This window comes from Rhodococcus coprophilus NBRC 100603 (genome assembly GCF_001895045.1).
GTDB classification, from domain to species: Bacteria; Actinomycetota; Actinomycetes; order Mycobacteriales; family Mycobacteriaceae; genus Rhodococcus; species Rhodococcus coprophilus.
In genome coordinates this window covers 418,770-438,429 of the sequence record NZ_BDAM01000005.1, presented here as the reverse complement: position 1 = coordinate 438,429, position 19,660 = coordinate 418,770, and the positions used below count along the sequence as shown (strand labels likewise).

Here is a 19,660-nt window from a genome sequence, read left to right as displayed (position 1 = left end):
CCCAGGGATGTCTACCCCATCCGTGCCGCCCGAGTCACCCCGCCACGAGGAACCGCGAGTAGTCGGCATCGGCGTCGCGCCGGCGGTCGTCGTCCACACTCGCCCATGCGGTGCACAATCCGAGACGCACGAGGTCCTGCGCGCGGTAGCCGGGCCAGCCGTGCAGGATCCGCTGCCAGTCGGCGGGCACCGCCGACGCGCCCCACCGCGCTCCGAGCAGACCTCCCGCGATCGCCGCAGTCGTGTCGGTGTCGTGTCCTGCACGTACCGCGAGCTCGAGCGCCTGCGGAAGGTGTGCGGGGCCGGTCTCCTCGGCGTGGCACACAGCCCACCACGCGGTCTGCAGCGCATGGACCACCCATCCGTTGTTGTCGAAGACGCGGGGGTCCGGGGCGGTGCGTGCTTCCTCGAGCAGGGTCGACCAGCGTCCTGCCGCGTCTGCCGGCAGCAGTACCAGCCCGGTGGCCACGCCGTCGAAGGTGCCGTGGAGGACGGCGTGCCGGATCGCGAACGACCACAGCATGCATGCCTCGACCGCCTGGGGATCGTCGTGTGTCAGCAGGCTGACGTCACGGGCCGCGGCCACACACCGCTCGGCGTCGTCGAGAAACCCGATCCCCACGGGCGCGGTCCGCATGAGCGATCCGTTGCCGCCTTTCCGTCCCGCAAGGGCGCGTGCCCGTTCGGTCATCGACGCCGCGTCGGGTTGCGCTGCGCTCAGCACCGCACGAGTCTGGTTCCCGATGTCTTTCGGCCGGGAGGCGAACCAGCGCGCGAACTGTGCGGCGACGGCATCGAGCCCGTCACGGGATCCGATGTCGGCGCCGGTCGCCGACACCTCGGCGATCGCGAGTGCCATGGACGTGTCGTCGGTCCATTCGCCCGGAGCGAACGGCCCGAGGCCCCCACCGATCATGCCGATCGGCGTCTCCGGCCTGGGGTAGGTGAATTCGTAACCGGCGCCGAGCGCGTCCCCTGCTGCGGTGGCGAGCAGGACCCCTGCCGCGCGGTCGTTCTGTTCTGCCGTGAGCCTCATGGCAACCCCAATTCGATCAATGTTGCGCAAAGGTTAGCGCACATTTGATTGAATGACCACGTGGACGTCTGGAGAGATCGCGGAGGCAAGGCACTCACCGACTACCCACGCCCGTCGGTGGCCGTGGACGTTGCCGTGCTCACCGTCGACGAGACACTGAAAGTTCTTGTCATCGAACGGTCCGACCGCACGGCGGCACTACCCGGCACGTTTCTTCGTCCCGGAGAACGGCTCGCCGACGCCGCACAGCGAGCCCTCCGCGACAAGGCCGCGCTCGCCGGCATCGAATTCCACCAGCTCGCCATGCTCGACGACCCCGACCGCGACGACCGGGGATGGGTGCTGTCGATGGCGCACGGCGCGGCCGTCCCCGTCTCCGAGATCCCAGGCGACGCGCGGCTCGCTCCCGTCACCGACACCGCCGGTCTCGCCTTCGACCACGCCACCATCGTCGAACTCGCCGTCGACGACCTGCGAGCGCGGTATTCGGCGGCGGTGGACCCGGCGCGGTTCCTCGGCGAGGAGTTCACCGTCCTCGATCTCCGGCGTCTGTACGAAGTGGTGTTCGGCCGTCGCTATCCGAAGGACACGTTCCGTCGGCACCTGCTCCACGGCCTGGCGCCCACCGGCGAACTCCGCCGGGAGGGCACCGGGCGCCCCGCCGAGATCTACCGGCGGCGCGACGTCGCGCTGCCACCCGCCACCACGGCGTTCCTTCTGCAGTGACCGGTACGCCTCAGCGCGCCATCGCCTTCGCGATCTCGGCGGCGAGCGCGACGTTGCCCCGGTAGGCAGCGACGTTCGTCTCGAGCGTGCGCCCGCCGGTCGCTCGGTGCATGTGTTCGAGCAGGAACGGGGTGAGGTCCTTGCCCCGCACCCGCGCGGTGGTCGCCTCACGCTCGGCTTCGTCGAGAACGCGGTCGTGTAGCTCCGGGTCCACCTGGGCGGCCGGGTCGACGGGGTTGCCCACCAGCACCGCCGACCGCAGACCGAGGTCGTCGCGGGCGCGGGCGAGCGCAGCGGCATCCTCGGGCGAGTCGATGTCGTCGACCGCGCAACCGCTGTCCCGGATGTAGAAGCCAGGGAAGCCGGTGGTGCGGAATCCGACGACGGTCACCCCTAGTGTCTCGAAACGCTCGAGTGTGGCCGCGATGTCCAGCACCGACTTGACGCCGGCACTCACCACGACAATCGGAATCGACGACAGCGCAACGATATCGGCGCTCTCGTCGAATGTCGTGGCGGCGCCGCGGTGCACTCCCCCGAGCCCGCCGGTGGCGAACACCCCGACCCCGGCGCGGTGCGCCAGCAGTGCCGTCGCCGCCACCGTGGTTCCGCCGTGCAGTCGCTTGACCGCGACCACCGGCAGGTCGCGGATACCGATCTTGACCACCGGTGTTGCGGCGTCGCCGAGGGCGCGGATCTGCGGTGCAGAGAGGCCGACGACGGGAACGCCCTCGACCACACCCACTGTTGCGGGCACCACCCCGGCGTCCCGCAACTGCTGTTCCGCGGCGAGTGCAACCTCCACGTTGCGGGGCCGGGTCAGACCGTGGGTGAAGATCGTCGATTCGAGAGCGACCACCGGGCGACGCTCGTCCAGCGCCGCTCGAACCGTCTCGGATACCACGATCGATTCGCTCATGCGCCCGACCCTAGCGTCCGGGCCGGGCGAGCACCCTCAGCTCAGACGGCGTGGGCGCGGCTGCGTCCCAGCCGTGCGAGCAGACGCGTGGCGCGATCCGCTCGGTCCGGCACCTCCACACCCGGAGCGCAGACCCCGTCCATGTAGAGCGAGTCGCCGAAGCTGTCGGCGCCCGCTTCCACCGCCGCGATTTCCGCATCGGTGAAGGTGTCGTCCAGTCCCGCGCCGGTGGCGATGTCCCACCGGTGCACGATCATGTCCCAGATGTAGAACTGCTCGAACGTGGCGCCGATGGTCGTGGGTCCGAAATACCCGTCGTACGCCGTGTCGACGACACCCTCGTCCGCGACGACGTCGGCGACCCGGGCGGTGTGCTGCCGCCACGCGCGAGCCGGATCGTCGAGCGACGGACGCTCCCCGAGGTCGATGTCGCGGCCGGCGAAGAACTCGCGCTGGGTGTCGATGATGTGGGCGAGCACGTCGCGTGTCGTCCAGCCCTCGCAGGGTGACGGGCGATCCCACGCCGCGGGGTCCACGGCGCTCACCACGGAACCGAGGGGCCGTTCTGCTTCGCTGTGTCGGTCGGCTGTTGTATTCATGGTGGCGACGCTAGTGCTCGCCCACCACGAGGTATTGATGAAATCCGACACCGGGGGTTCCGACGCGGGTGGGCCGATCGAGCGGGCACATCTCAGACACCCGAACGACACAACCCACACGATCTTCCGATATCCGGCCCCACCGGACCTGCGCGAGCTGGTGTCGCGCTACTGGATTCCGGTGTGGCGGGTACCGCAGGGAAGAGACGCGCCGCAGCACGTGCTCCGGTATCCCGTGTGCCTGATCGTGATCACCGATGAGTACGCCCGGTTCTACGGTGTCGAGTCCGGCCTGTCGACGACCGTGCTCACCGGCGACGGCTGGGCTGTCGGCGTGATGCTCACTCCCGCCGCAGGTGCCCTCCTGACCGGCGTCGAACTCGCCGCGTTCACCGACCGCGTGGTCGACGTGAGCGAAGTGCTCGGCGACGCCGGTCGCGACACCGTCGAGCAGATCCGGGAGGTGATGCGGCGGGATCCACGCTCCCCCGGCGCGCACCGAAGCGCCACGGCCGCCTACGACGACGTCCTTCGCTCCTACCTGCCGGTCGACGACGAGGGTCGTCTCGTCAACCGCGTCGTCGCGTTCGTGGAGGACAACCCGGACGTGCTGCGCGTGGAGCAGGTGCGCAACGAGTTCGGGCTTTCGGAGCGCGCCTTGCAGCGACTCGTGCACCGGCGCATCGGCCTGACTCCGAAATGGCTCATCCAGCGCCGGCGCCTCCAGGAAGCCGCCGGGCGCCTGCGCGAGAAGCCCGCTTCGCTCTCGGAGGTCGCGGCGGTCCTCGGATATGCCGATCAACCGCATTTCGTACGGGACTTCAAGAATGTCGTGGGCATGACTCCCGGCGCGTTCGCCGATCGGTACTCCCGCGAAAACCCGCGGGCGGAGTGAGACCCGTTCGGCGGCTACGCCCTATCGGCGTCCTGTGCTGTGGGTGCGATCTCCAGGTGCGCAACGCGTCCGGCGGCGTGCGCGATTTGCCGCGCGGACAGAGAGATACACGGCTAGCATTCCCGATCGACACGGTATCCAGTGATCCGACAACCAGTGAATCCGACCTAGGGATGCAGCAATGCTTCGTAAGGCTCTGGCACGAACCGTCCTCGTCCCCGCGACCGTCTTCGCACTCGGTCTCGCGACTCCGGCGCTCGTCGACGCACAACCCGCCGGACCTGTTCCGGCCGTGGGAATTGCCCAGGGGATCGGTTACTCCGTCCAGGTCGACGGCCGGTCCATCACGTACACGATCACCGATGTGCCGCGGGTACCGCTCGTCGGGTCGATCACGTTGCCGGGCTCCTGCACCACCGCCGTGGTCGACGCGCTTCGGGCCGCGCCGATCGTCGGACCGGTCTTGCTCGACTACATCCTCGGCAACCCTGATATCGACGTTCTCGCCCTGCTCCAGCAACTCGACGACGCCGACGCGATCACCGCGATACATCCGCTGCGAGGCGCCAACCGAGACAACGTGGTGTCCGGGACTTTCGAGGACATCCCGAACGGTGTCTATGCAGTAGTGAGCGTCTGCAACCTGAATCCCGATCTGCTCGGCGCGACCGGCGCCCTGGTCCTCGGTCCGCCGTTCAGCTCGGGCTCCACCGAGGACGGCGGATCGTCGCTCGGTTCCAACACCGGATCCTGAAAGCGATCTCATCGTGTGAATCCCGGCCGGGACACCGTGGGGGGCAGAGTGTCTTTCACAGGGTCTGCCCGGCGATCCGGAAGGACATCCATGGCGCGCGAACCAGAAATGCCGCTCGAAGCACTCTTCGGATTCACCGGGATCGCAGCACTGGTCACCTTGAAGCGTGACGGACGACCGCAGATCTCGAACATCGTCTATTACTACGACCCGCTCGAACGCACGTTCTCGGTGTCGATCACCGACGGTCGTGCGAAAACGCGGAACATGCGGAGGGACCCGCGGGTCAGTCTGTTCGCCGACGCCGCCGAGGGCTGGTCGTACGCGGTGGCCGAAGGCAACGCCGAATTATCAGAAGTGGCAGCCGATCCGCACGATACGACCGTCGAACAACTGGTGGCGCTCTACCGGGCGGTTCAAGGAGAGCATCCCGACTGGGAAGAGTTCCGCGCGGCGATGGTCGCCGAACGGCGATTGTTGCTGCGAGTGCGGGTCGAGCGGTTCTACGGCATCGCCCGCTGACCGCTCCCCCGCGATCTGCCCGCGCCACCGGCGTTCGCGGCACACGCCGCCTCGGCGAAAGCACGCATCGTCGGGAACTCGAGGTCGTAGCTGTACTCGCCGGCGGGCGCCGGGGTCGCGCCCCAGCCGGGACGGTCGTGGCGCCGGTTGATCCACACCGAGGACAGGCCACGTTGCCGGGCGGGAACGTGATCGTGGAACAGCGACTGCGCCACGTGCAGCAGTCGCTCTCGTGGAACACCGAGGTCGGCGAGGACTCCGTCGAGTGCGTGGAAGTGACTGTGGGCGGGCTTGTAGGCCCCGACGTCCTCGGCGGTGATGATGCTGTCGAATGCGACACCGAGGCGCGCGTTGCTTCCCGCGAACCCCTCGCGGTGCACGTTCGACACGATGATCAGCGCGTAGTTCTCCGCCAGCGAGGCGAGCGCGTCGGCAGAATCCGGGAACGCCGGCCATTCGGGAACCGACGATCCGAGCCGCCCGGCCCATTCGTCGGACACCGCCGCGCCGAGCGCACTTCCCGTCCGGCGGAACGCCTCGGCGAGAACCTCCGGGTACGGCAATGAGGGAGCGTCTCTTTCGATCCGGGCTTCGTTGTCCGCGTATGCGAGAAGCAGTTCCTCGTCGGAGAGTTCCAGTCCCGTCTCCTTCGCCCACGGAGCGAGGATCGACGCGATTCCGGTCTCCCAGTCGATGAGGGTGCCGTAGCAATCGAAACTCAGCGCGTCGAACTCGGACAGATCCACAGCGACTCTCCCTACGTGCTTTTTGCTGAAGTGTACGAGCAGACTCGCGTCTGTCATGTCGGGAGCGGCTCGACGGGTTGCCTGAGGACGGTGCGGAGTTTGTCGGGTGCGACCTTGCGTAAGTCGCTCAGATAGATCTCGTGGTGTTTGCCGACCATGAGTAGTCCGTTGCGCGGCACGAACTCGTCGTGCAGTTGCGCGAGTACATCCGTCTCCGCGTCGAACGAGCCGATGTGCAGTGTCTGCACGCACCGCCCCTCGGCAAGAGATTCGAGGCGGATGTCGTCGAGTCGTGCCGGCGCGCTGGTGGCGCCCACCTGCGCGGTGACGAGGGCAACCAGATCGCTTCCGATCCAGTCCGGAACCATGAGCATCAACGTCCAGTCCCACCGTGATTTGTCCCGCGCGGAGGTGAACGACGCCATGTCCTTCGACCACCACAGTCCTTCGAGCGGCGGGACGACGTAATCGCGGCCCATCTCGCGTTTGCTCGAGAACTTCAGTTTGTATGCGACCGGGTAGAGCGATTCGACGGCATCCCGGAATGCCGGGGACGTGTTCGGATCGCCGCTGCCGTCGACCATGAGGTACTGCATGTCCGGCACATCGACGATCCGGAACTCGCCTCGGACCGCGCGATAGGAGTCGAGTGTCTTCTTGAAGTCGATCTTGTCGGTCATGGAGCACCTGGGCCCGTTTGCAGGCCACCACCTTCCCGGACGTGCGGAAGACTCGCCTCCCGCAGTGTATTCCGTTGCTCCTTCACGCGGCGGGAACGGGCGCAGGCCTGGACCCGAAACAGACTGTCCTCAGCCCGGGGCCGCGGCGAGCCCGACCCGCTCGCGTGCACCTCCGCGCAGATCGCGACCACGCCGGACGGAATATGCGCGAAGACTTGACGAAGGGTCGCGCCGTCGAGTCGTAGGAGAACCGTTTCGCTCTCCTCGAGCAGAAGCGGTTCTCATGCCGGGCGGGGCGGGATTGTTGACGATCGGTAACCTTGACTGGATGAGTGTCGCGGATTCTCCCTCAGCGCCCACCGACGGACTGGCCGGATGGGCACTGGACCTGATGGATCGACTGGGCGGTGTGGGGGCGGGGCTCGCGATCGCACTCGAGAACTTCTTCCCTCCCCTTCCCAGCGAAGTCATTCTCCCCCTCGCCGGGTTCGCCGCCAGCCTCGGCAGCTTCACTCTTGTCGGTGCGCTGTTTTGGACGACCCTCGGTTCCGTCCTGGGCGCACTCGGGCTGTATTCGCTCGGCCGGTGGGTAGGTGAGGACCGGCTGCGCAGCGTCGTGCACAAACTTCCTCTGGTCGACGTGGAAGACCTCGACCGTACGGCGAAGTGGTTCCAGAAGCACGGCCGCAAGGCCGTGTTCTTCGGCCGCATGGTGCCTGTCTTCCGCAGCCTGATCTCGATTCCGGCCGGGGTCACCAAGATGCCGATATGGCAGTTCACCGCGTTCACCACCGCGGGCAGCCTGATCTGGAACAGCATCTTCGTCGTCGCCGGGTATCAGCTCGGAGAGAACTGGCAGAAAGTCGAGCCGTACGCCGAGGTTCTTCAGTACGTGGTTCTCGCCGCGGTGGTCGGCTTCATCGTCTACGGCCTGCAGCGCCGGATCCGATCGCGGCGCGCGAAGGCCGGTCGCACCTGATCGCCGCCCCGCGCGGACGAGGACGTCACCCCCACATCACGATGGCCGCACACGCCGCGGACACGACCACGACTGTCACCGCGTCGCCGACACCCAGTCGTGGCCGGGTGCGGACGACGGGCCGGGAACCCCGCACCGACAATGCGTCGCCGAGATCGCGCACCTGCCGCATGGACACCGACGCCACCGCGCCCACCGTGTCGATCAGTTCGGGCCACCACCGCGTGGGCCTGCGGATCCCGGGGCGTCCGCGCAGCCGCCGGGCAGCGAAGAGCATGCGCAGCTCACCGCGGATCGTCGGCAGCATCCTCAACGCCAGCGCGCACACCGTCACCCACTCGTCGACCGGTAGCCGCAACAAGCGCAGCGGCGACAGGAGGACAGGCAGGGCGTCGACGAGTTGGGACAGGCTCGTCGTCCAGCCCACCAGGGACGCCAGTACCAGCAGGCACACCCCGAGGAGTAGCGCCCGCACATAACTGGTGAGTCCGCCCCCGGCGACATTGAGCACCGCACCGACCGCCAGGAAGGCGAACACCCACCACGGAATCGAGGGCACCACCCCACGCGGGATGCGTGCTGCGAGTACGCCGGCCAGCAGCACGACCGCCATGATGCCGAGCGCGGTCCAGGACGGGATGAAGCTCACGACGACCGAGAGCGCCACCGCCGCGAGGATCTTCGTGCCCGCCCACAGCCGATGGACCGGGGTGCTCCGCGGCACGGGACGCAGCAGGATCAGAGGTCGACGTTGTTCCTTCATTCCGTCACCGCACCGATCTGTTCGACGATTCGCCCCGAGTCGAGCACCACGGTGCGTGAACACACCTCTTCCATTCCGTGCAGGTCGTGGGAGATGACCACGATCGTGACATGGTCCACTGTCCGCAGGTGAGCAAGGATCGACACCAGTTCACGCCGCCCGGGGACGTCGAGGCCCGCGAGTGGTTCGTCGAGCACCAGGACGCGCGGGGTCCGGGAAAGCTGCGCGGCGAGTGCGACCCGGCGCATCTCGCCGCCGCTGAGCCGGTCGATCGGACGATCCACGAGTTCGGGCGGCAGTCCCACCCGGTGCAGGACGGCTGCCACGTAGTGCCGGTCGGTGTGTGGAAGACCCGCGACATCCGATATCTCCTCCGCGACCGTCGGGCGCTGAAGCTGCAGCCTCGCCTGCTGGAAGACGAACCCGACGTCACCGCGCAGATCGGCGGTGGGTGTGTCCTGAAGTAGGCAGGTGCCCTTCGTCGGCCGATACAGTCCCGCCATGATCCACGCGAGGGTGGATTTGCCGGAGCCGTTCGCCCCCACGACCAGAACCCCTTCCCCGCGGCACACGGTGAGTGACACGTCTCGCAGCGCGGTGTGCGCCCACGGAGTGCGGTCCGCATACGTGTAGGTGACGTCACGAAGTTCCAGGACGGGTTGCGGAAACGAGGGTGCGGCGGCGAGCACGGCCGGACGATCCGGACTGGGCGCGGGAGCCGGCACGATCCGCCCCGCGTCGAGATGGACGACGCGGTCGGCAACGGCCGCTTCGTCGTCGAGGTGAGTGACGAGTACGACGGCGGTGCCGTCTCGTGCCACGGCAGCGAGCAGCGCGATCAACGCAGCTCGGCTGTCCGCGTCCACCATCGCCGTGATCTCGTCGGCGATGAGCAATGCCGGTCGGCGGGCCAGAGCACCGGCCAGTGCCAGTCGCTGAAGTTGCCCGCCCGAAAGATCTTCCGTCGCCCGATCGCCCATTCCGGCGAGACCGACCCGGGCGAGCAGCGACTCGACGTCGACGTCGTCGACTCCCCACCGGAGGTCTTCCTCGACGGTGCGTCCGAGCACCTGACTCTCGGGATGCTGAAATACCGTGACGGTGCCACCGGGCTGCCCCAGACCGGCGGGCCCGGGCCTGTCGACGAGCCCGGCTGTGGGTTCGAGTCCGGCCAGGATGCGCGCCAGGGTCGACTTGCCGGACCCGTTCCGGCCGACCACCGCGACGAACTCCCCCGGACCGATCGTGAGATCGATGTCGGTCAGAGCATCTGCGGAGGCATCCGGGTAGCGGTAGGTGACCATCCGCAGGGCCAGCGGCAGTGGATCCGGCTCACCGGCCCGGACGTGTGCGGGCCATTCCGCTGCTTGCGTGCTCCACGTACTCCGCGCAGCCACCAGACGAAAGATGCCGAAACACAGGAGCGCAGTGCCTACGATTCCCACGACCACGGCACTGCCGATCCACACCCACCACAACCGCACCATCAGATCGATGGTCTGCTCGAAGGTACGTACGAAGTCCTCGCCCGCTCCCGCCGCCTCGAATGCACGAGCGGTGCCCCTCATCGACGACGCGAGCGCCTCGAGCAGCAGCACCCGGGTCTGCGCGAACAACAGCAGGAGTCCGTTCACCAGCGCGGCGATCAGAAGACCGATCGGCAGCGCACCGGCGAAGACGACGAACACCGCCTCTCTTCCCCACCTCCGCTCGGCATATCCGACGAGCGCGCCGACCCCGGCGAGCACGAACACCGTCGCCACAGCGAACGGTCCTGCCGCGACGAGAGCCACGACACCCGACGCCACCGTCGCGGCGACCACCGCCCGTAACCGTCCGGCTGCCGCGAGAAATGCGATCGGCAGCGCCACCAGCACCTGCGCGATCCCGATCGGGATGAATCCCGTGATCACCGTCAGCACCGCGGTCAACGACCCGAACACAGCTGCCGCAGCAGCCTCTGGTGGCCGGAGAGGACCCCGAGTCCGGGAAGTGGTTACCGAGTGCACCGTCCCAGTGTGCCAGCGCGCGGCCGTCCCCTCGCCGATGACTTCCGGCGAGCGCGCAAGTCGATATCGGCACGACGACCGAGTCCGGACCAATCCCCGGAGAGAAGGGACGACCATGCCTGCCACCGCACACCCCCTCGTCGAAGCCGAACGGCGCGATCTTGTCGCCGTACTCGAACAACTCACCGAAGAACAGTGGAGCGCCCCTTCGTTGTGCCACGGATGGCGTGTCCGCGAGGTGGTCGCGCACACGACGATGCCCTACCGCTACGGCATGGTTCGCCTGCTCGTCGCGATGACCAAGGCGCGAGGAAACTTCGACCGCGCCGCCGACACATGCGCCCGCGCCGACGCACGGGAGATGACCGACGCCGAACTCCTCGACTGCCTGCGCAGCAACGTGGCGCATCCGTGGCAGCCGCCGCGCAGCGACTCCTCGGCGCCACTGTGGCACGAGGTGATTCACGGACTCGACATCACCGTCGCCCTCGGACTCGAGCGGCGGGTTCCGGACGAGCGGATCGCGATGCTGCTCGGCTCGGTCTCGCCGGAGAGTGTCGGCTACTTCGGAGCGAACCTCGACGGCATCCGTCTGCGGGCCGACGATCACGACTGGGAGTACGGGTCCGGAGACATCGTCAGCGGCGACGCCCAACACCTGCTGCTGGTGCTCACGGGCCGCGCGTTGCCGCCGGGATTACTGAAAGGGGCACGGGCCGAACAGTTCACGGCAACGGTCTAGTGCGGAGGGGTCATTTCGACCCGGACTCCCACCAGACGCACCTCGCGTTCGTGATCGAACCGTTCCAGCAGTGCGACGGCAGTATCCGCGATCACGGAGGTGTCGAATGTGGGTTCCACAAGAGGCGCGCTCGCCGTGTGGGTGACGAACGGCGCGTATCTGATCTTCAGCCCGACACGAACGCCCTCACGATTCTCGGCCCGGACGTCGTCGGTCGCCTGCGCGGCGAGTCGCCGCACGTGCTCGGCCAGTTCGTCCCAGTCGGCGACATTGTGCTGAAACGTCGTCTCGCGACTGTGCGACCGCGCCACCCAGGGCTCCCCGGTGACCGTGGCCGTCGCGGCCCCGCGACCGAGACCGACGAGCCACGGACCGATCTTCGGCCCGAAGCTTCTCGCCATCTCATCGACCGGTGCCAGAGCGAGTTCGCGGACGGTGTGAATGTCGTGTGCAGCCAACTTCTTCGCGGTGCGTGATCCGATACCCCACAAGGCGGCCGGGTCCCGCTCTCCCATCACCGCGAACCAGTTGTCGCGGGTGAGGCGGAAGACCCCGCGCGGCTTACCGAACCCGGTAGCGATCTTGGCGCGCAGAATGTTGTCGCCGATACCGACCGAGCAGTGCAATCCGGTCGCGTCCAGCACCGCGGCCTGCACTCGACGCGCGAACGATTCCGGGTCGTCGGTCTCCACGCCGAGAAATGCCTCGTCCCAGCCGAGCACGTCCACGACCGCGTCGAAGCTGCGCAAGGTATTCATCACCACGTCCGAGGCTTCGTTGTAGGCGTCCTTGTCGACCGGCAGAAAGATCGCGTCCGGAATCTTCTTCGCAGCGACACGCAGCGGCATCCCGGACCCGACCCCGTGATCACGCGCCTCGTACGACGCGGTGGAAACCACGCCCCGCTCGGTGGGATCTCCCCGTCCGCCCACCACAACCGGCTTTCCCGCCAATTCGGGCCGGCGCAGGACCTCGACGGCGGCGATGAACTGATCGAGGTCGACGTGCAACACCCATGCGGACGTCAGGGCTCGAGCACCGCCGGGTGTCGTCGAACCGCAGGTCACAGCACCACGGTACGTCCCCGAAACGCACCCGCAGCGCGGTTTCGGCGACGCGGCACGAGCGACTTCCCGCCTGTGCGAGAGTGGCCGCGCCGAGGCACCGGAGAAAAGACGCGTCCCCGTATACGAGTGCGCGACGCGGGTGTACGTTGTCCTTCTATAACCACCGAGGTACGCCTCACCTAACTTGGGATCAGCTCTATGTCCTTGCTCGCCGCGGGTGCCACTGCCCCGTCCGTCGCCACCCAACTGGCCGGCTCCGGTCTCATCGGACTCCGGGAAGGACTCGAAGCGGGGATCGTCGTCATGATCCTCGTGGCATTTCTGGTCAAGTCCGAACGTCGCGACGCACTCAAATGGGTGTGGCTCGGGGTGGGTACCGCCGTGGCCATGGTCGCCGCGACCTTCCTGATCATCCACTTCGGCACCAGCACCCTCGACGGAGTCGCCGCAGAAATCGCAGCAGGCATCGCCTCCCTCGTCGCCGTCGTGATCGTCACCGCCATGGTGCTGTGGATGCGGAAGGCGTCCCGGTCCATATCCGGAGATCTGAAATCCGGAATGGAGAAGGCCCTGGTCGTCGGTCCTTACGCGGTGTTGTCGCTGGCGTTCTTCGCAGTCGGGCGCGAAGGCCTCGAAACGGCGCTGCTCATGGTCGGCTACGCCGAGAACACCGCGGGCAGCCCCTGGCCGCTCATCGGACTGCTCCTCGGAATCGTCGTCGCCGCAGTCGTCACCGTCCTGATGTACCTCGGCGCCATCCGGATCAACATGGCGACCTTCTTCAAGTACACCGGCGTGGCACTCGTCGTGGTGGCAGCCGGGATCCTCGGTTACGGCGTGCGGGCACTGCAGATCGGCGGAGTCCTCCCGGGCGCGACCATGCCCGCGTTCGACGTCTCCGGCATCTACGACGCCGGTAGCTGGTACGGCACGGTCCTCGGCGGCATCCTCAATCTCCGTCCCGACCCCACGGTGCTGCAGTTCGCGGCGTGGGCGGCATACCTGGTGATCGTGCTGTTCCTGTTCTTGCGGCCCAGCGCACCCTCTCGGCGCTCTCAGCCGGTGCAGGAACCCGCTGCGACCTGACCTCGCGCCGAACGAGACCTCGCGCCGAGCAAAAACTTGCTTACCCTCCTTCCTCTCGAAAGGCACCACCCGATGCGTCGCACCGCATACGCCCTCACCGCAGTCGCCGTACTGCCGCTCGCACTCGCAGCCTGCACCGAGAAATCGGCGACCGACTCCGACGCGGTCACGGTGACGGCAACCGATTCGTCCTGTGAGGTCTCCACCACCGAGGGCGTCACCGGGCACTCGACCTTCGCGGTCACCAACAACGGCAACAAGGTCACCGAGTTCTACGTCTTCGCCGGTGGCGACCGGGCCATGGGCGAGGTCGAGAACATCGGGCCCGGTCTCACACGCCAGCTCATCGTCAACATCCCCGAACCGGGCGACTACGAACTGTCGTGCCGACCGGGCATGGTGGGCGACGGCATCCGGCAACCGTTCACCGTGACCGGTGACTCCCAGGCCGCTACCGACGCCGACGGCCGACTCACGGAAGCCGCCGACGGTTACCGTCGGTACATCCGGAGCCAGACCGAGGCGCTGGTCGCCACGACCGGCGAATTCGTCGCCGCGGTCAAGGCAGGCAACGTCGAGGAAGCCAAGCGGCTGTTCCCGCTCGCGCGCACCTACTTCGAGCGGATCGAACCGGAAGCGGAAAGCTTCGGCGACCTCGACCCTCGGCTCGATCTCCGCGAAGCCGACCTCGAGCCCGGTCAGGAGTGGACCGGCTTCCATCGGCTCGAAAAAGACTTGTGGGTGACCGGGCTCCAGCCTGACAGCGCTGCAGTCGCCGACCAGCTCACCGCAGACGTCCAGGAGCTTTCGGGACTGGTGAACGCGGAGGATTACACCATCGACCCGACGCGTATCGCGGGCGACGCCCAGGGTCTGCTCGACGAGATCTCCACCTCCAAGATCACCGGCGAGGAAGACATCTTCTCGCACACCGATCTGTACGACTTCCGGGCGAACGTCGACGGCTCGCAGGCCGCGGTCGCCGCGTTGCGGCCCGTGCTCGACGCCCAGGACCCGGCACTCGGTACCGCGATCGACGCACGGTTCGCCGAACTCGACGCCGCGCTCGACCAGTACCGCGTCGGCGAAGGATTCGTCTCGTACGACACCGTCACCGAACCGCAGCGACAAGAACTGTCCCGGTTGATCGATGCTCTGGCTGCGGAGGTCAGCAAGGTCCAAGGCGTCGTCGCGGAGGCAGCGGGGCTATGACCGATCGGCCGACGAACACACCCGGCCGAGACACGGGGTCGGGCATCTCCCGCCGTCGTCTGTTCGGCGCGGTAGGGGCCGGCGCCGTGATCGCCGGTGCGGGCGCGGTCGCCGGCCGTGCCACCGGACCCGACGACACCGGGGTGGCCGCTCACGGAGTGGTCGACTTCCGCGGCGAACACCAGGCCGGCATCGTCACTCCCGCTCAGGACCGGATGCATTTCGTCGCGTTCGACATCACCACGACCGACCGCGCCCAGGTCGTCGCGATGCTCAAGACGTGGACCGAGATGGCCGCACGCATGACAGCAGGCCTCGAGGCGACCGAGGACGGCGCCACCGGCGACGGTGCGTACCAGGCGCCGAGCGACACCGGCGAAGCCCTCGATCTCGATCCGTCCCAGCTGACACTGACCATCGGCTTCGGGCCTTCCCTGTTCGACGACCGCTTCGGGCTGGCACCGCTCAAGCCCGCAGCACTGCAGGACCTTCCCCACTTCCCCGCGGACAACCTCGACCCGACCCGCAGCGGTGGCGACATCGCCATCCAGGCGTGCGCCAACGATCCGCAGGTCGCCGTCCACGCGATCCGCAACCTCGCGCGGGTCGCGTTCGGCACCGCGTCGGTGCGCTGGTCACAGCTAGGGTTCGGCCGCACGTCCTCCACTTCGACCGCCCAGGCGACACCCCGGAACCTGTTCGGCTTCAAGGACGGCACCAACAACCTCAAAGCGGAAGATCCCGACGCCCTGTCCGAGTCGGTGTGGGTCGCCGGGGACGACGACCAGGCATGGATGGCCGGCGGCAGCTATCTGGTTGCCCGGCGGATACGGATGCTCATCGAACAGTGGGACCGTGCGGTGCTCAAGGAACAGGAAGCGGTGATCGGCCGCGACAAACGCGAAGGCGCACCACTCGGGCAGACGACGGAATTCGACGAACTCGACCTCGAGTCGAAGGGACCCGACGGTCCGTTCGTACCGGTCACCGCTCATGTGCGCCTCGCCTCCGCGCAGCACCTCGGCGGCATCCGCATTCTGCGCCGCGGCTACAACTTCACCGACGGTTCCGACGGTTTCGGGCACCTCGATGCCGGGCTCTTCTTCATCGCCTTCTGCCGCAACCCGCTCGACCAGTTCGTGCCGATGCAACTCGAACTCGCCCGCAGCGACGCGCTCAACGAGTACATCCAGCACGTCGGGTCGGCGGTGTTCGCGTGTCCGCCCGGCCTCCGCGACGGCGAATACTGGGGGCAGTCGCTGTTCGAGGCCTGATTCCTCCGGAGCCCGCCGACTTCGGCCGCACAACTCTCAGGCGAAATGTAACGAAGACCACATCTGCCACGACATCCCTACTAAAGGTATGTAGAGCACAAAGGGGTTCATCGTGGCACACGACCGGCTGCTGTTCATCGGCCATCCTGACGCCGGGGAAGTCGCGCAGTGGAGTGCGCTGCGCGATCTCGCTCCCCAGCGCGGATTGGTTCCCACCCGTAAGTTCGAGCCTGGTGAGGTGGTGTGGGCGGTGGCAGCCGGCGGTGTCCTCGACAACGCGACATCGGGTACACCTGCGCGGATGGTCGACGCGTTGCGCGCCGCAGATATTCCCTGCACCACCGCGCTCGATGCGATTCGGCACGTGTACTGAGCTGTACGTTCTTCCTGGTGACGAGGGCCTGTCCGGGAGGCCCGGTCGCCACGTTCCGGCAGACGAACGAACGGCAGATCGATCGCTCCGGCCTCGTACACCGGCAGCGTTCCGGTCTCCACGCGCACCATTACGTCCGTATCGTCCCAGCGCCCCTGCGGTCGTCGGGCCCGCGCAGGCACCTATGGTTATGCGATGGAAACGCAGTTGGTCCGCTGGACCGAGGACGGCATCGAGCATTCGGCGGTGTGGCGGTCCACCAGCGGAGCGACACCCCCGAAGAAGATCCGGGTGGCCGACGACTCCATGACGGCGGACGAGGCATATCGCCTGGCGTGCGAGGGGACGGCGCTGCTGTGGCGCGGCGACTTCCACAACGCCCGCCAGCTCGGTACCGCCGTCGCCGCCCGCGCCGACCGTAAGACCCGCAAGACGTCCACCGATCCCGCCGCCGCGTTCCACCTGCACCGGCAGACACAATCCCGGCGGGCAAGCATCCTCGGCATGCTGCTGGTGCCGTTCGACGCCGACCAGTCGATCCCGCTCCGACGTGCCCCCGACGTGCGGCAGGCTGTACATGAGGCGTACGGGCCGATCGATCAGCCCACCGTCACCACCTTGCGGGATCTGCTGGGCGCGATCGGTGCCTATGAATGGCAGAAGAAGGGCGTCGAGATCTCCGCCCTCGGCGCGCGCATCCACCCCGGATACGGCGTGTTCTCCCCGATTCGCGGCGAGTACGTCGATCTCGTCGCCGACACCCCGCTGCCCTCGCTCGCCAAGGCGTTCGACATCGGTACCGGTACCGGCGTGCTGGCCGCCGTTCTCGCCCACCGCGGCGTCCAGAAGGTCGTCGCGACGGAGGTCGACGCGAAAGCCCTCGCCTGCGCGCGGGCGAACCTCGACCGGCTCGGGTACGCCGACCGGGTGGAGGTCATGGAGACGGACCTCTTCCCAGAGGGCCGGGCACCGCTGGTCGTGTGCAATCCGCCGTGGATTCCCGCCCGGCCGACATCGCCGATCGAGTACGCGATCTACGACCCGGACAGCGCGATGCTCCGGGGATTCATCCGGGGACTGCCCGAGCACCTCGAACCCGCGGGAGAGGGCTGGCTCATCCTGTCCGACATCGCCGAGCATCTCGGACTGCGCACGCGCGAGGAACTGCTGACGATGATCGACGACGCCGGTCTGATCGTCCTCGGCCGCCGGGATGTGGCGCCGCGGCACAGCAAGGTCGACGACCGCTCGGATGCGCTGCACACCGCGCGAAAGAAGGAAGTGACGTCACTGTGGCGACTCGGCGTTCGGGACCGTCCCTAACGCATTCGACGGTTCGAGCCACCGCCCTGCGACAGTTCCTTTGCCAGCGGCGTCGGAAACCTCGGCATCACCTGCACTCCCCCGAGCCAGTCGTTCAGACGGGCGGCTTCCCGTTCCAGGAATGCCGACCCGTCCGCACCGATGTCCTCGAGCAGGTGGAGGGTGACGGCGCCGTCGTCGTCCTGCCACCACGTTCCGACGATCCGCCCGTCCCACCATGCGGTGGGTCCGGCATTCCCGTTGGAGTCGAACAGGGCTTGCTTGTACGAACCGAGATACCAGTCGCGTTCGAACCAGCCCATGGTCGTCGGGTCCAGCGACGGCAGCAACGCACCCCACGGTTCGACGGATGGCGCCTCGTCCACGTCGTCGGGCATCACGTACCCGGTGCGGCCGCCGAGATCCACCTCGACGGCGCTCAACTCGTGCAGTGCGGCGCGGACCGCCTTCAACGTCGAGCCGAGCCACCACTTGATGTCGGCTTCGGTGCCGGGTCCGAAGGCGCGTAACCACAAGTCCACCAGCCCACGTACGCCGTCGTCCTCGCTGCACGGTTCGATCTCCGCACCAAGCCACGACTCCGTGGCGGCCCAACTCGGCCGCGAAATCCGCCATGCTCCATTGTTGGAGGCGCGCACCACTTTTCCCGATGCCGACAACACCGTCAGCACGCGGGGAGCGAAGGCGATCTTCCCGGCCCACGACTTCCCGGCGCCGTAGTCCATGGCGCTGTCGATATGGGGAATCTCCTTGCGAAGCTCTGTGGACGTCGCTTCTCTGCCACCGGACAGCGCGGCGAGGACGTGCGTGCACGCCTCGTTCAGCCACTGCTCGCCGTCGGTGTGCAGACCGGCGGCCTCGACATCCTTGGCGACGCTACGGCGTTGCGCCGCTGCAACCCGGTTGCTCGCGCCGGCTTGAGCGAAAGGCAGCACGTGCCGCGGAAACACGAAGATCGTCCGACGCATAGCGAGGTGCTTGACCAGCGAACGGTCGACGTACAACGCGCGGTCGAGGTCGGGCACTTCGAAATCGTCGACGCGCGCCCAAGCTGACAGATACACCGTCGCGGGATCGGTGCCGTGCAGGCAGACGACGCTGGTCGCGGCCTCGACAGCATCCTTCGCGTGGAATTCCGGAGCCAGACAGTGTCGTGCGGCCAGTCTCGCCCGGCGTTCGTTAGCGTCGATCGGTCGCAGCGTCATGGCGCCACCATAGTGTTCACCTGCGACGAACTTTGGTTGGTTGGTGCCCGCCTGGCGGGCACCAACCAACCAAAGTTTGGTCACATCAGAACCAGCTGCGCCGCGATCAGGACATCGATCACTCCGCACCATTCGGCGAACGTCTTCGAGACCACCCGGTCCCGCCAGATATGCACGAAGTCCCACACCCCGTGCAGGAACCAGCCGGCCGCGATCACGTACACCCCGACGGTCGGATCGATGGCAAGACCGGCGAGCGCCACACCGCAGAAGAACACAACACCCACCACTTGAAGGCGCATGTTCGGCTTCGAGTCGATTTCACCGGTGAACATCACCCAGCCCAGCAGGACGAGAGAGGCACCGATGAGAAGGGTAGACGGCGCCACGATCCCCGTCACCCGAGCGATCCCGACCGACGCGACTACCAGCACGACCACCGGCCACGTGATCTTCCGGTTGCCGATCTTGGCCATGATCAGGTAGACCAGCGCGAGCATCGGCAGCGCCTCGCCGAGAAACTCGGCTGAACCGCCCTTCTCGCCGAACGCTGCCGCGACCACATCGGGTCCGACAAGGGCGAGGGCGAGCAGGGCCGGCCATCGGCGCAAAGTCCACCGCACGGGTGCGGGCAGCCCCTCGACCCAACGCACGAACCGACCTGCCTCGGGCGCGCTGTTCGACGAGACCGCGGCCGACGTGTGTTCTGTTCTGTCGAGCATGGCGAGCTCCGATCGTCCATACGCCTTG

The 19,660-nt window shown here is 67.4% G+C and carries 21 protein-coding genes and 1 pseudogene; 11 read left to right on the top strand and 11 right to left on the bottom strand.

Annotated elements, in window-relative coordinates; genetic code table 11:
- Positions 1–34 precede the first annotated feature (34 nt).
- Positions 35–1,036: an ADP-ribosylglycohydrolase family protein gene (locus RDCOP1_RS10650; RefSeq protein ID WP_084722551.1), complete on the bottom strand. Its 1,002-nt coding sequence runs from the start codon at positions 1,034–1,036 to the stop codon at positions 35–37.
- Between the two features lie 60 nt (positions 1,037–1,096).
- Between RDCOP1_RS10650 and RDCOP1_RS10645 the strand changes: the two genes are divergently transcribed.
- The gene (locus tag RDCOP1_RS10645) at positions 1,097–1,762 is read left to right on the top strand and encodes an NrtR DNA-binding winged helix domain-containing protein (protein WP_072700457.1); all 666 of its coding nucleotides are present in this window, start codon (positions 1,097–1,099) and stop codon (positions 1,760–1,762) included.
- A 10-nt stretch (positions 1,763–1,772) separates the two neighbouring features.
- Here the strand turns inward: RDCOP1_RS10645 and RDCOP1_RS10640 are convergent, their stop codons facing one another.
- Both RDCOP1_RS10640 and RDCOP1_RS10635 read right to left on the bottom strand, forming a co-directional pair.
- A complete protein-coding gene (locus RDCOP1_RS10640; protein ID WP_072700159.1) occupies positions 1,773–2,681 on the bottom strand; it encodes a pseudouridine-5'-phosphate glycosidase in 909 nt (302 codons plus the stop codon).
- 41 nt (positions 2,682–2,722) lie between these two features.
- Positions 2,723–3,280 carry a TIGR03086 family metal-binding protein gene (locus RDCOP1_RS10635; RefSeq protein ID WP_072700157.1) on the bottom strand — a complete coding sequence of 186 codons (558 nt, stop codon included), beginning with the start codon at positions 3,278–3,280 and terminating at the stop codon, positions 2,723–2,725.
- Between the two features lie 37 nt (positions 3,281–3,317).
- Between RDCOP1_RS10635 and RDCOP1_RS10630 the strand changes: the two genes are divergently transcribed.
- The 3 genes from RDCOP1_RS10630 to RDCOP1_RS10620 all read left to right on the top strand — a co-directional run bounded on the left by RDCOP1_RS10630 (position 3,318) and on the right by RDCOP1_RS10620 (position 5,451).
- The gene (locus RDCOP1_RS10630; protein WP_072700455.1) at positions 3,318–4,175 is read left to right on the top strand and encodes a helix-turn-helix domain-containing protein; all 858 of its coding nucleotides are present in this window, start codon (positions 3,318–3,320) and stop codon (positions 4,173–4,175) included.
- A gap of 181 nt (positions 4,176–4,356) precedes the next feature.
- Complete coding sequence (locus RDCOP1_RS10625; protein ID WP_072700155.1) at positions 4,357–4,929, top strand: hypothetical protein; 573 nt, start codon at positions 4,357–4,359, stop codon at positions 4,927–4,929.
- Between the two features lie 90 nt (positions 4,930–5,019).
- The gene (locus tag RDCOP1_RS10620) at positions 5,020–5,451 is read left to right on the top strand and encodes a PPOX class F420-dependent oxidoreductase (protein ID WP_174555794.1); all 432 of its coding nucleotides are present in this window, start codon (positions 5,020–5,022) and stop codon (positions 5,449–5,451) included.
- On the opposite strand, the gene RDCOP1_RS10615 is transcribed toward RDCOP1_RS10620, so the two are convergent.
- From RDCOP1_RS10615 to RDCOP1_RS21940, 3 genes and pseudogenes are all read right to left on the bottom strand, one after another.
- A complete protein-coding gene (locus RDCOP1_RS10615; protein ID WP_072700153.1) occupies positions 5,433–6,197 on the bottom strand; it encodes an HAD-IA family hydrolase in 765 nt (254 codons plus the stop codon). The two genes, RDCOP1_RS10620 and RDCOP1_RS10615, sit on opposite strands and share 19 nt — an antisense overlap.
- 53 nt (positions 6,198–6,250) lie before the next feature.
- A complete protein-coding gene (locus RDCOP1_RS10610) occupies positions 6,251–6,877 on the bottom strand; it encodes a GyrI-like domain-containing protein (protein WP_072700151.1) in 627 nt (208 codons plus the stop codon).
- A 138-nt stretch (positions 6,878–7,015) separates the two neighbouring features.
- Positions 7,016–7,149, bottom strand: a pseudogene (locus RDCOP1_RS21940) (oxidoreductase); the annotation flags it as partial.
- A 56-nt stretch (positions 7,150–7,205) separates the two neighbouring features.
- Here RDCOP1_RS21940 and RDCOP1_RS10605 point away from each other — a divergent pair.
- Complete coding sequence (locus RDCOP1_RS10605) at positions 7,206–7,856, top strand: DedA family protein (protein ID WP_072700451.1); 651 nt, start codon at positions 7,206–7,208, stop codon at positions 7,854–7,856.
- A gap of 25 nt (positions 7,857–7,881) precedes the next feature.
- Here the strand turns inward: RDCOP1_RS10605 and RDCOP1_RS10600 are convergent, their stop codons facing one another.
- Both RDCOP1_RS10600 and RDCOP1_RS10595 read right to left on the bottom strand, forming a co-directional pair.
- Positions 7,882–8,619, bottom strand: a complete 738-nt coding sequence (locus RDCOP1_RS10600) for an energy-coupling factor transporter transmembrane component T family protein (RefSeq protein ID WP_072700149.1) — start codon at positions 8,617–8,619, stop codon at positions 7,882–7,884.
- Positions 8,616–10,562, bottom strand: a complete 1,947-nt coding sequence (locus RDCOP1_RS10595; RefSeq protein ID WP_255311417.1) for an ABC transporter ATP-binding protein — start codon at positions 10,560–10,562, stop codon at positions 8,616–8,618. The genes RDCOP1_RS10600 and RDCOP1_RS10595 overlap by 4 nt, the downstream gene beginning before the upstream one ends.
- Positions 10,563–10,743: 181 nt before the next feature.
- Between RDCOP1_RS10595 and RDCOP1_RS10590 the strand changes: the two genes are divergently transcribed.
- Positions 10,744–11,370, top strand: coding sequence for a maleylpyruvate isomerase family mycothiol-dependent enzyme (locus RDCOP1_RS10590; RefSeq protein ID WP_072700147.1), 627 nt, complete (start codon positions 10,744–10,746; stop codon positions 11,368–11,370).
- Here the strand turns inward: RDCOP1_RS10590 and RDCOP1_RS10585 are convergent.
- Positions 11,367–12,437, bottom strand: coding sequence for a DNA polymerase IV (locus RDCOP1_RS10585; RefSeq protein WP_231922969.1), 1,071 nt, complete (start codon positions 12,435–12,437; stop codon positions 11,367–11,369). The two genes, RDCOP1_RS10590 and RDCOP1_RS10585, sit on opposite strands and share 4 nt — an antisense overlap.
- 198 nt (positions 12,438–12,635) lie before the next feature.
- Between RDCOP1_RS10585 and efeU the strand changes: the two genes are divergently transcribed.
- The 5 genes from efeU (at position 12,636) to RDCOP1_RS10560 (ending at position 17,705) form a co-directional block, all read left to right on the top strand.
- The gene (efeU, locus tag RDCOP1_RS10580; RefSeq protein WP_072700143.1) at positions 12,636–13,523 is read left to right on the top strand and encodes an iron uptake transporter permease EfeU; all 888 of its coding nucleotides are present in this window, start codon (positions 12,636–12,638) and stop codon (positions 13,521–13,523) included.
- 72 nt (positions 13,524–13,595) lie between these two features.
- Positions 13,596–14,735 (top strand): iron uptake system protein EfeO, encoded by a 1,140-nt coding sequence (efeO, locus tag RDCOP1_RS10575; RefSeq protein WP_072700141.1) that lies wholly within the window; start codon positions 13,596–13,598, stop codon positions 14,733–14,735.
- A complete protein-coding gene (efeB, locus tag RDCOP1_RS10570; protein WP_072700140.1) occupies positions 14,732–16,009 on the top strand; it encodes an iron uptake transporter deferrochelatase/peroxidase subunit in 1,278 nt (425 codons plus the stop codon). Before efeO ends, efeB begins: the two co-directional genes overlap by 4 nt.
- A gap of 112 nt (positions 16,010–16,121) precedes the next feature.
- Positions 16,122–16,382, top strand: a complete 261-nt coding sequence (locus RDCOP1_RS10565; RefSeq protein WP_072700138.1) for a hypothetical protein — start codon at positions 16,122–16,124, stop codon at positions 16,380–16,382.
- 195 nt (positions 16,383–16,577) lie between these two features.
- Positions 16,578–17,705 carry a methyltransferase gene (locus RDCOP1_RS10560; protein ID WP_072700136.1) on the top strand — a complete coding sequence of 376 codons (1,128 nt, stop codon included), beginning with the start codon at positions 16,578–16,580 and terminating at the stop codon, positions 17,703–17,705.
- On the opposite strand, the gene RDCOP1_RS10555 is transcribed toward RDCOP1_RS10560, so the two are convergent.
- Both RDCOP1_RS10555 and RDCOP1_RS10550 read right to left on the bottom strand, forming a co-directional pair.
- Complete coding sequence (locus tag RDCOP1_RS10555; protein WP_084722550.1) at positions 17,702–18,910, bottom strand: winged helix DNA-binding domain-containing protein; 1,209 nt, start codon at positions 18,908–18,910, stop codon at positions 17,702–17,704. The genes RDCOP1_RS10560 and RDCOP1_RS10555 overlap by 4 nt on opposite strands.
- Positions 18,911–18,990: 80 nt before the next feature.
- The gene (locus RDCOP1_RS10550; protein ID WP_111731581.1) at positions 18,991–19,632 is read right to left on the bottom strand and encodes a hypothetical protein; all 642 of its coding nucleotides are present in this window, start codon (positions 19,630–19,632) and stop codon (positions 18,991–18,993) included.
- Between the last annotated feature and the right edge of the window lie 28 nt (positions 19,633–19,660).

What these genes read in the sequence shown, in the direction of transcription:
- efeB (WP_072700140.1), top strand. Translation starts at nt 14,732, where the DNA reads ATGACCGATCGGCCGACGAACACACCCGGCCGAGACACGGGGTCGGGC.
- RDCOP1_RS10600 (WP_072700149.1), bottom strand. Translation starts at nt 8,619, where the DNA reads ATGAAGGAACAACGTCGACCTCTGATCCTGCTGCGTCCCGTGCCGCGG.
- RDCOP1_RS10635 (WP_072700157.1), bottom strand. Translation starts at nt 3,280, where the DNA reads ATGAATACAACAGCCGACCGACACAGCGAAGCAGAACGGCCCCTCGGT.
- efeU (WP_072700143.1), top strand. Translation starts at nt 12,636, where the DNA reads ATGTCCTTGCTCGCCGCGGGTGCCACTGCCCCGTCCGTCGCCACCCAA.
- RDCOP1_RS10550 (WP_111731581.1), bottom strand. Translation starts at nt 19,632, where the DNA reads ATGCTCGACAGAACAGAACACACGTCGGCCGCGGTCTCGTCGAACAGC.
- RDCOP1_RS10640 (WP_072700159.1), bottom strand. Translation starts at nt 2,681, where the DNA reads ATGAGCGAATCGATCGTGGTATCCGAGACGGTTCGAGCGGCGCTGGAC.
- RDCOP1_RS10630 (WP_072700455.1), top strand. Translation starts at nt 3,318, where the DNA reads ATGAAATCCGACACCGGGGGTTCCGACGCGGGTGGGCCGATCGAGCGG.
- RDCOP1_RS10590 (WP_072700147.1), top strand. Translation starts at nt 10,744, where the DNA reads ATGCCTGCCACCGCACACCCCCTCGTCGAAGCCGAACGGCGCGATCTT.
- RDCOP1_RS10620 (WP_174555794.1), top strand. Translation starts at nt 5,020, where the DNA reads ATGGCGCGCGAACCAGAAATGCCGCTCGAAGCACTCTTCGGATTCACC.
- RDCOP1_RS10610 (WP_072700151.1), bottom strand. Translation starts at nt 6,877, where the DNA reads ATGACCGACAAGATCGACTTCAAGAAGACACTCGACTCCTATCGCGCG.
- RDCOP1_RS10555 (WP_084722550.1), bottom strand. Translation starts at nt 18,910, where the DNA reads ATGACGCTGCGACCGATCGACGCTAACGAACGCCGGGCGAGACTGGCC.
- RDCOP1_RS10625 (WP_072700155.1), top strand. Translation starts at nt 4,357, where the DNA reads ATGCTTCGTAAGGCTCTGGCACGAACCGTCCTCGTCCCCGCGACCGTC.
- RDCOP1_RS10650 (WP_084722551.1), bottom strand. Translation starts at nt 1,036, where the DNA reads ATGAGGCTCACGGCAGAACAGAACGACCGCGCGGCAGGGGTCCTGCTC.
- efeO (WP_072700141.1), top strand. Translation starts at nt 13,596, where the DNA reads ATGCGTCGCACCGCATACGCCCTCACCGCAGTCGCCGTACTGCCGCTC.
- RDCOP1_RS10605 (WP_072700451.1), top strand. Translation starts at nt 7,206, where the DNA reads ATGAGTGTCGCGGATTCTCCCTCAGCGCCCACCGACGGACTGGCCGGA.
- RDCOP1_RS10560 (WP_072700136.1), top strand. Translation starts at nt 16,578, where the DNA reads ATGGAAACGCAGTTGGTCCGCTGGACCGAGGACGGCATCGAGCATTCG.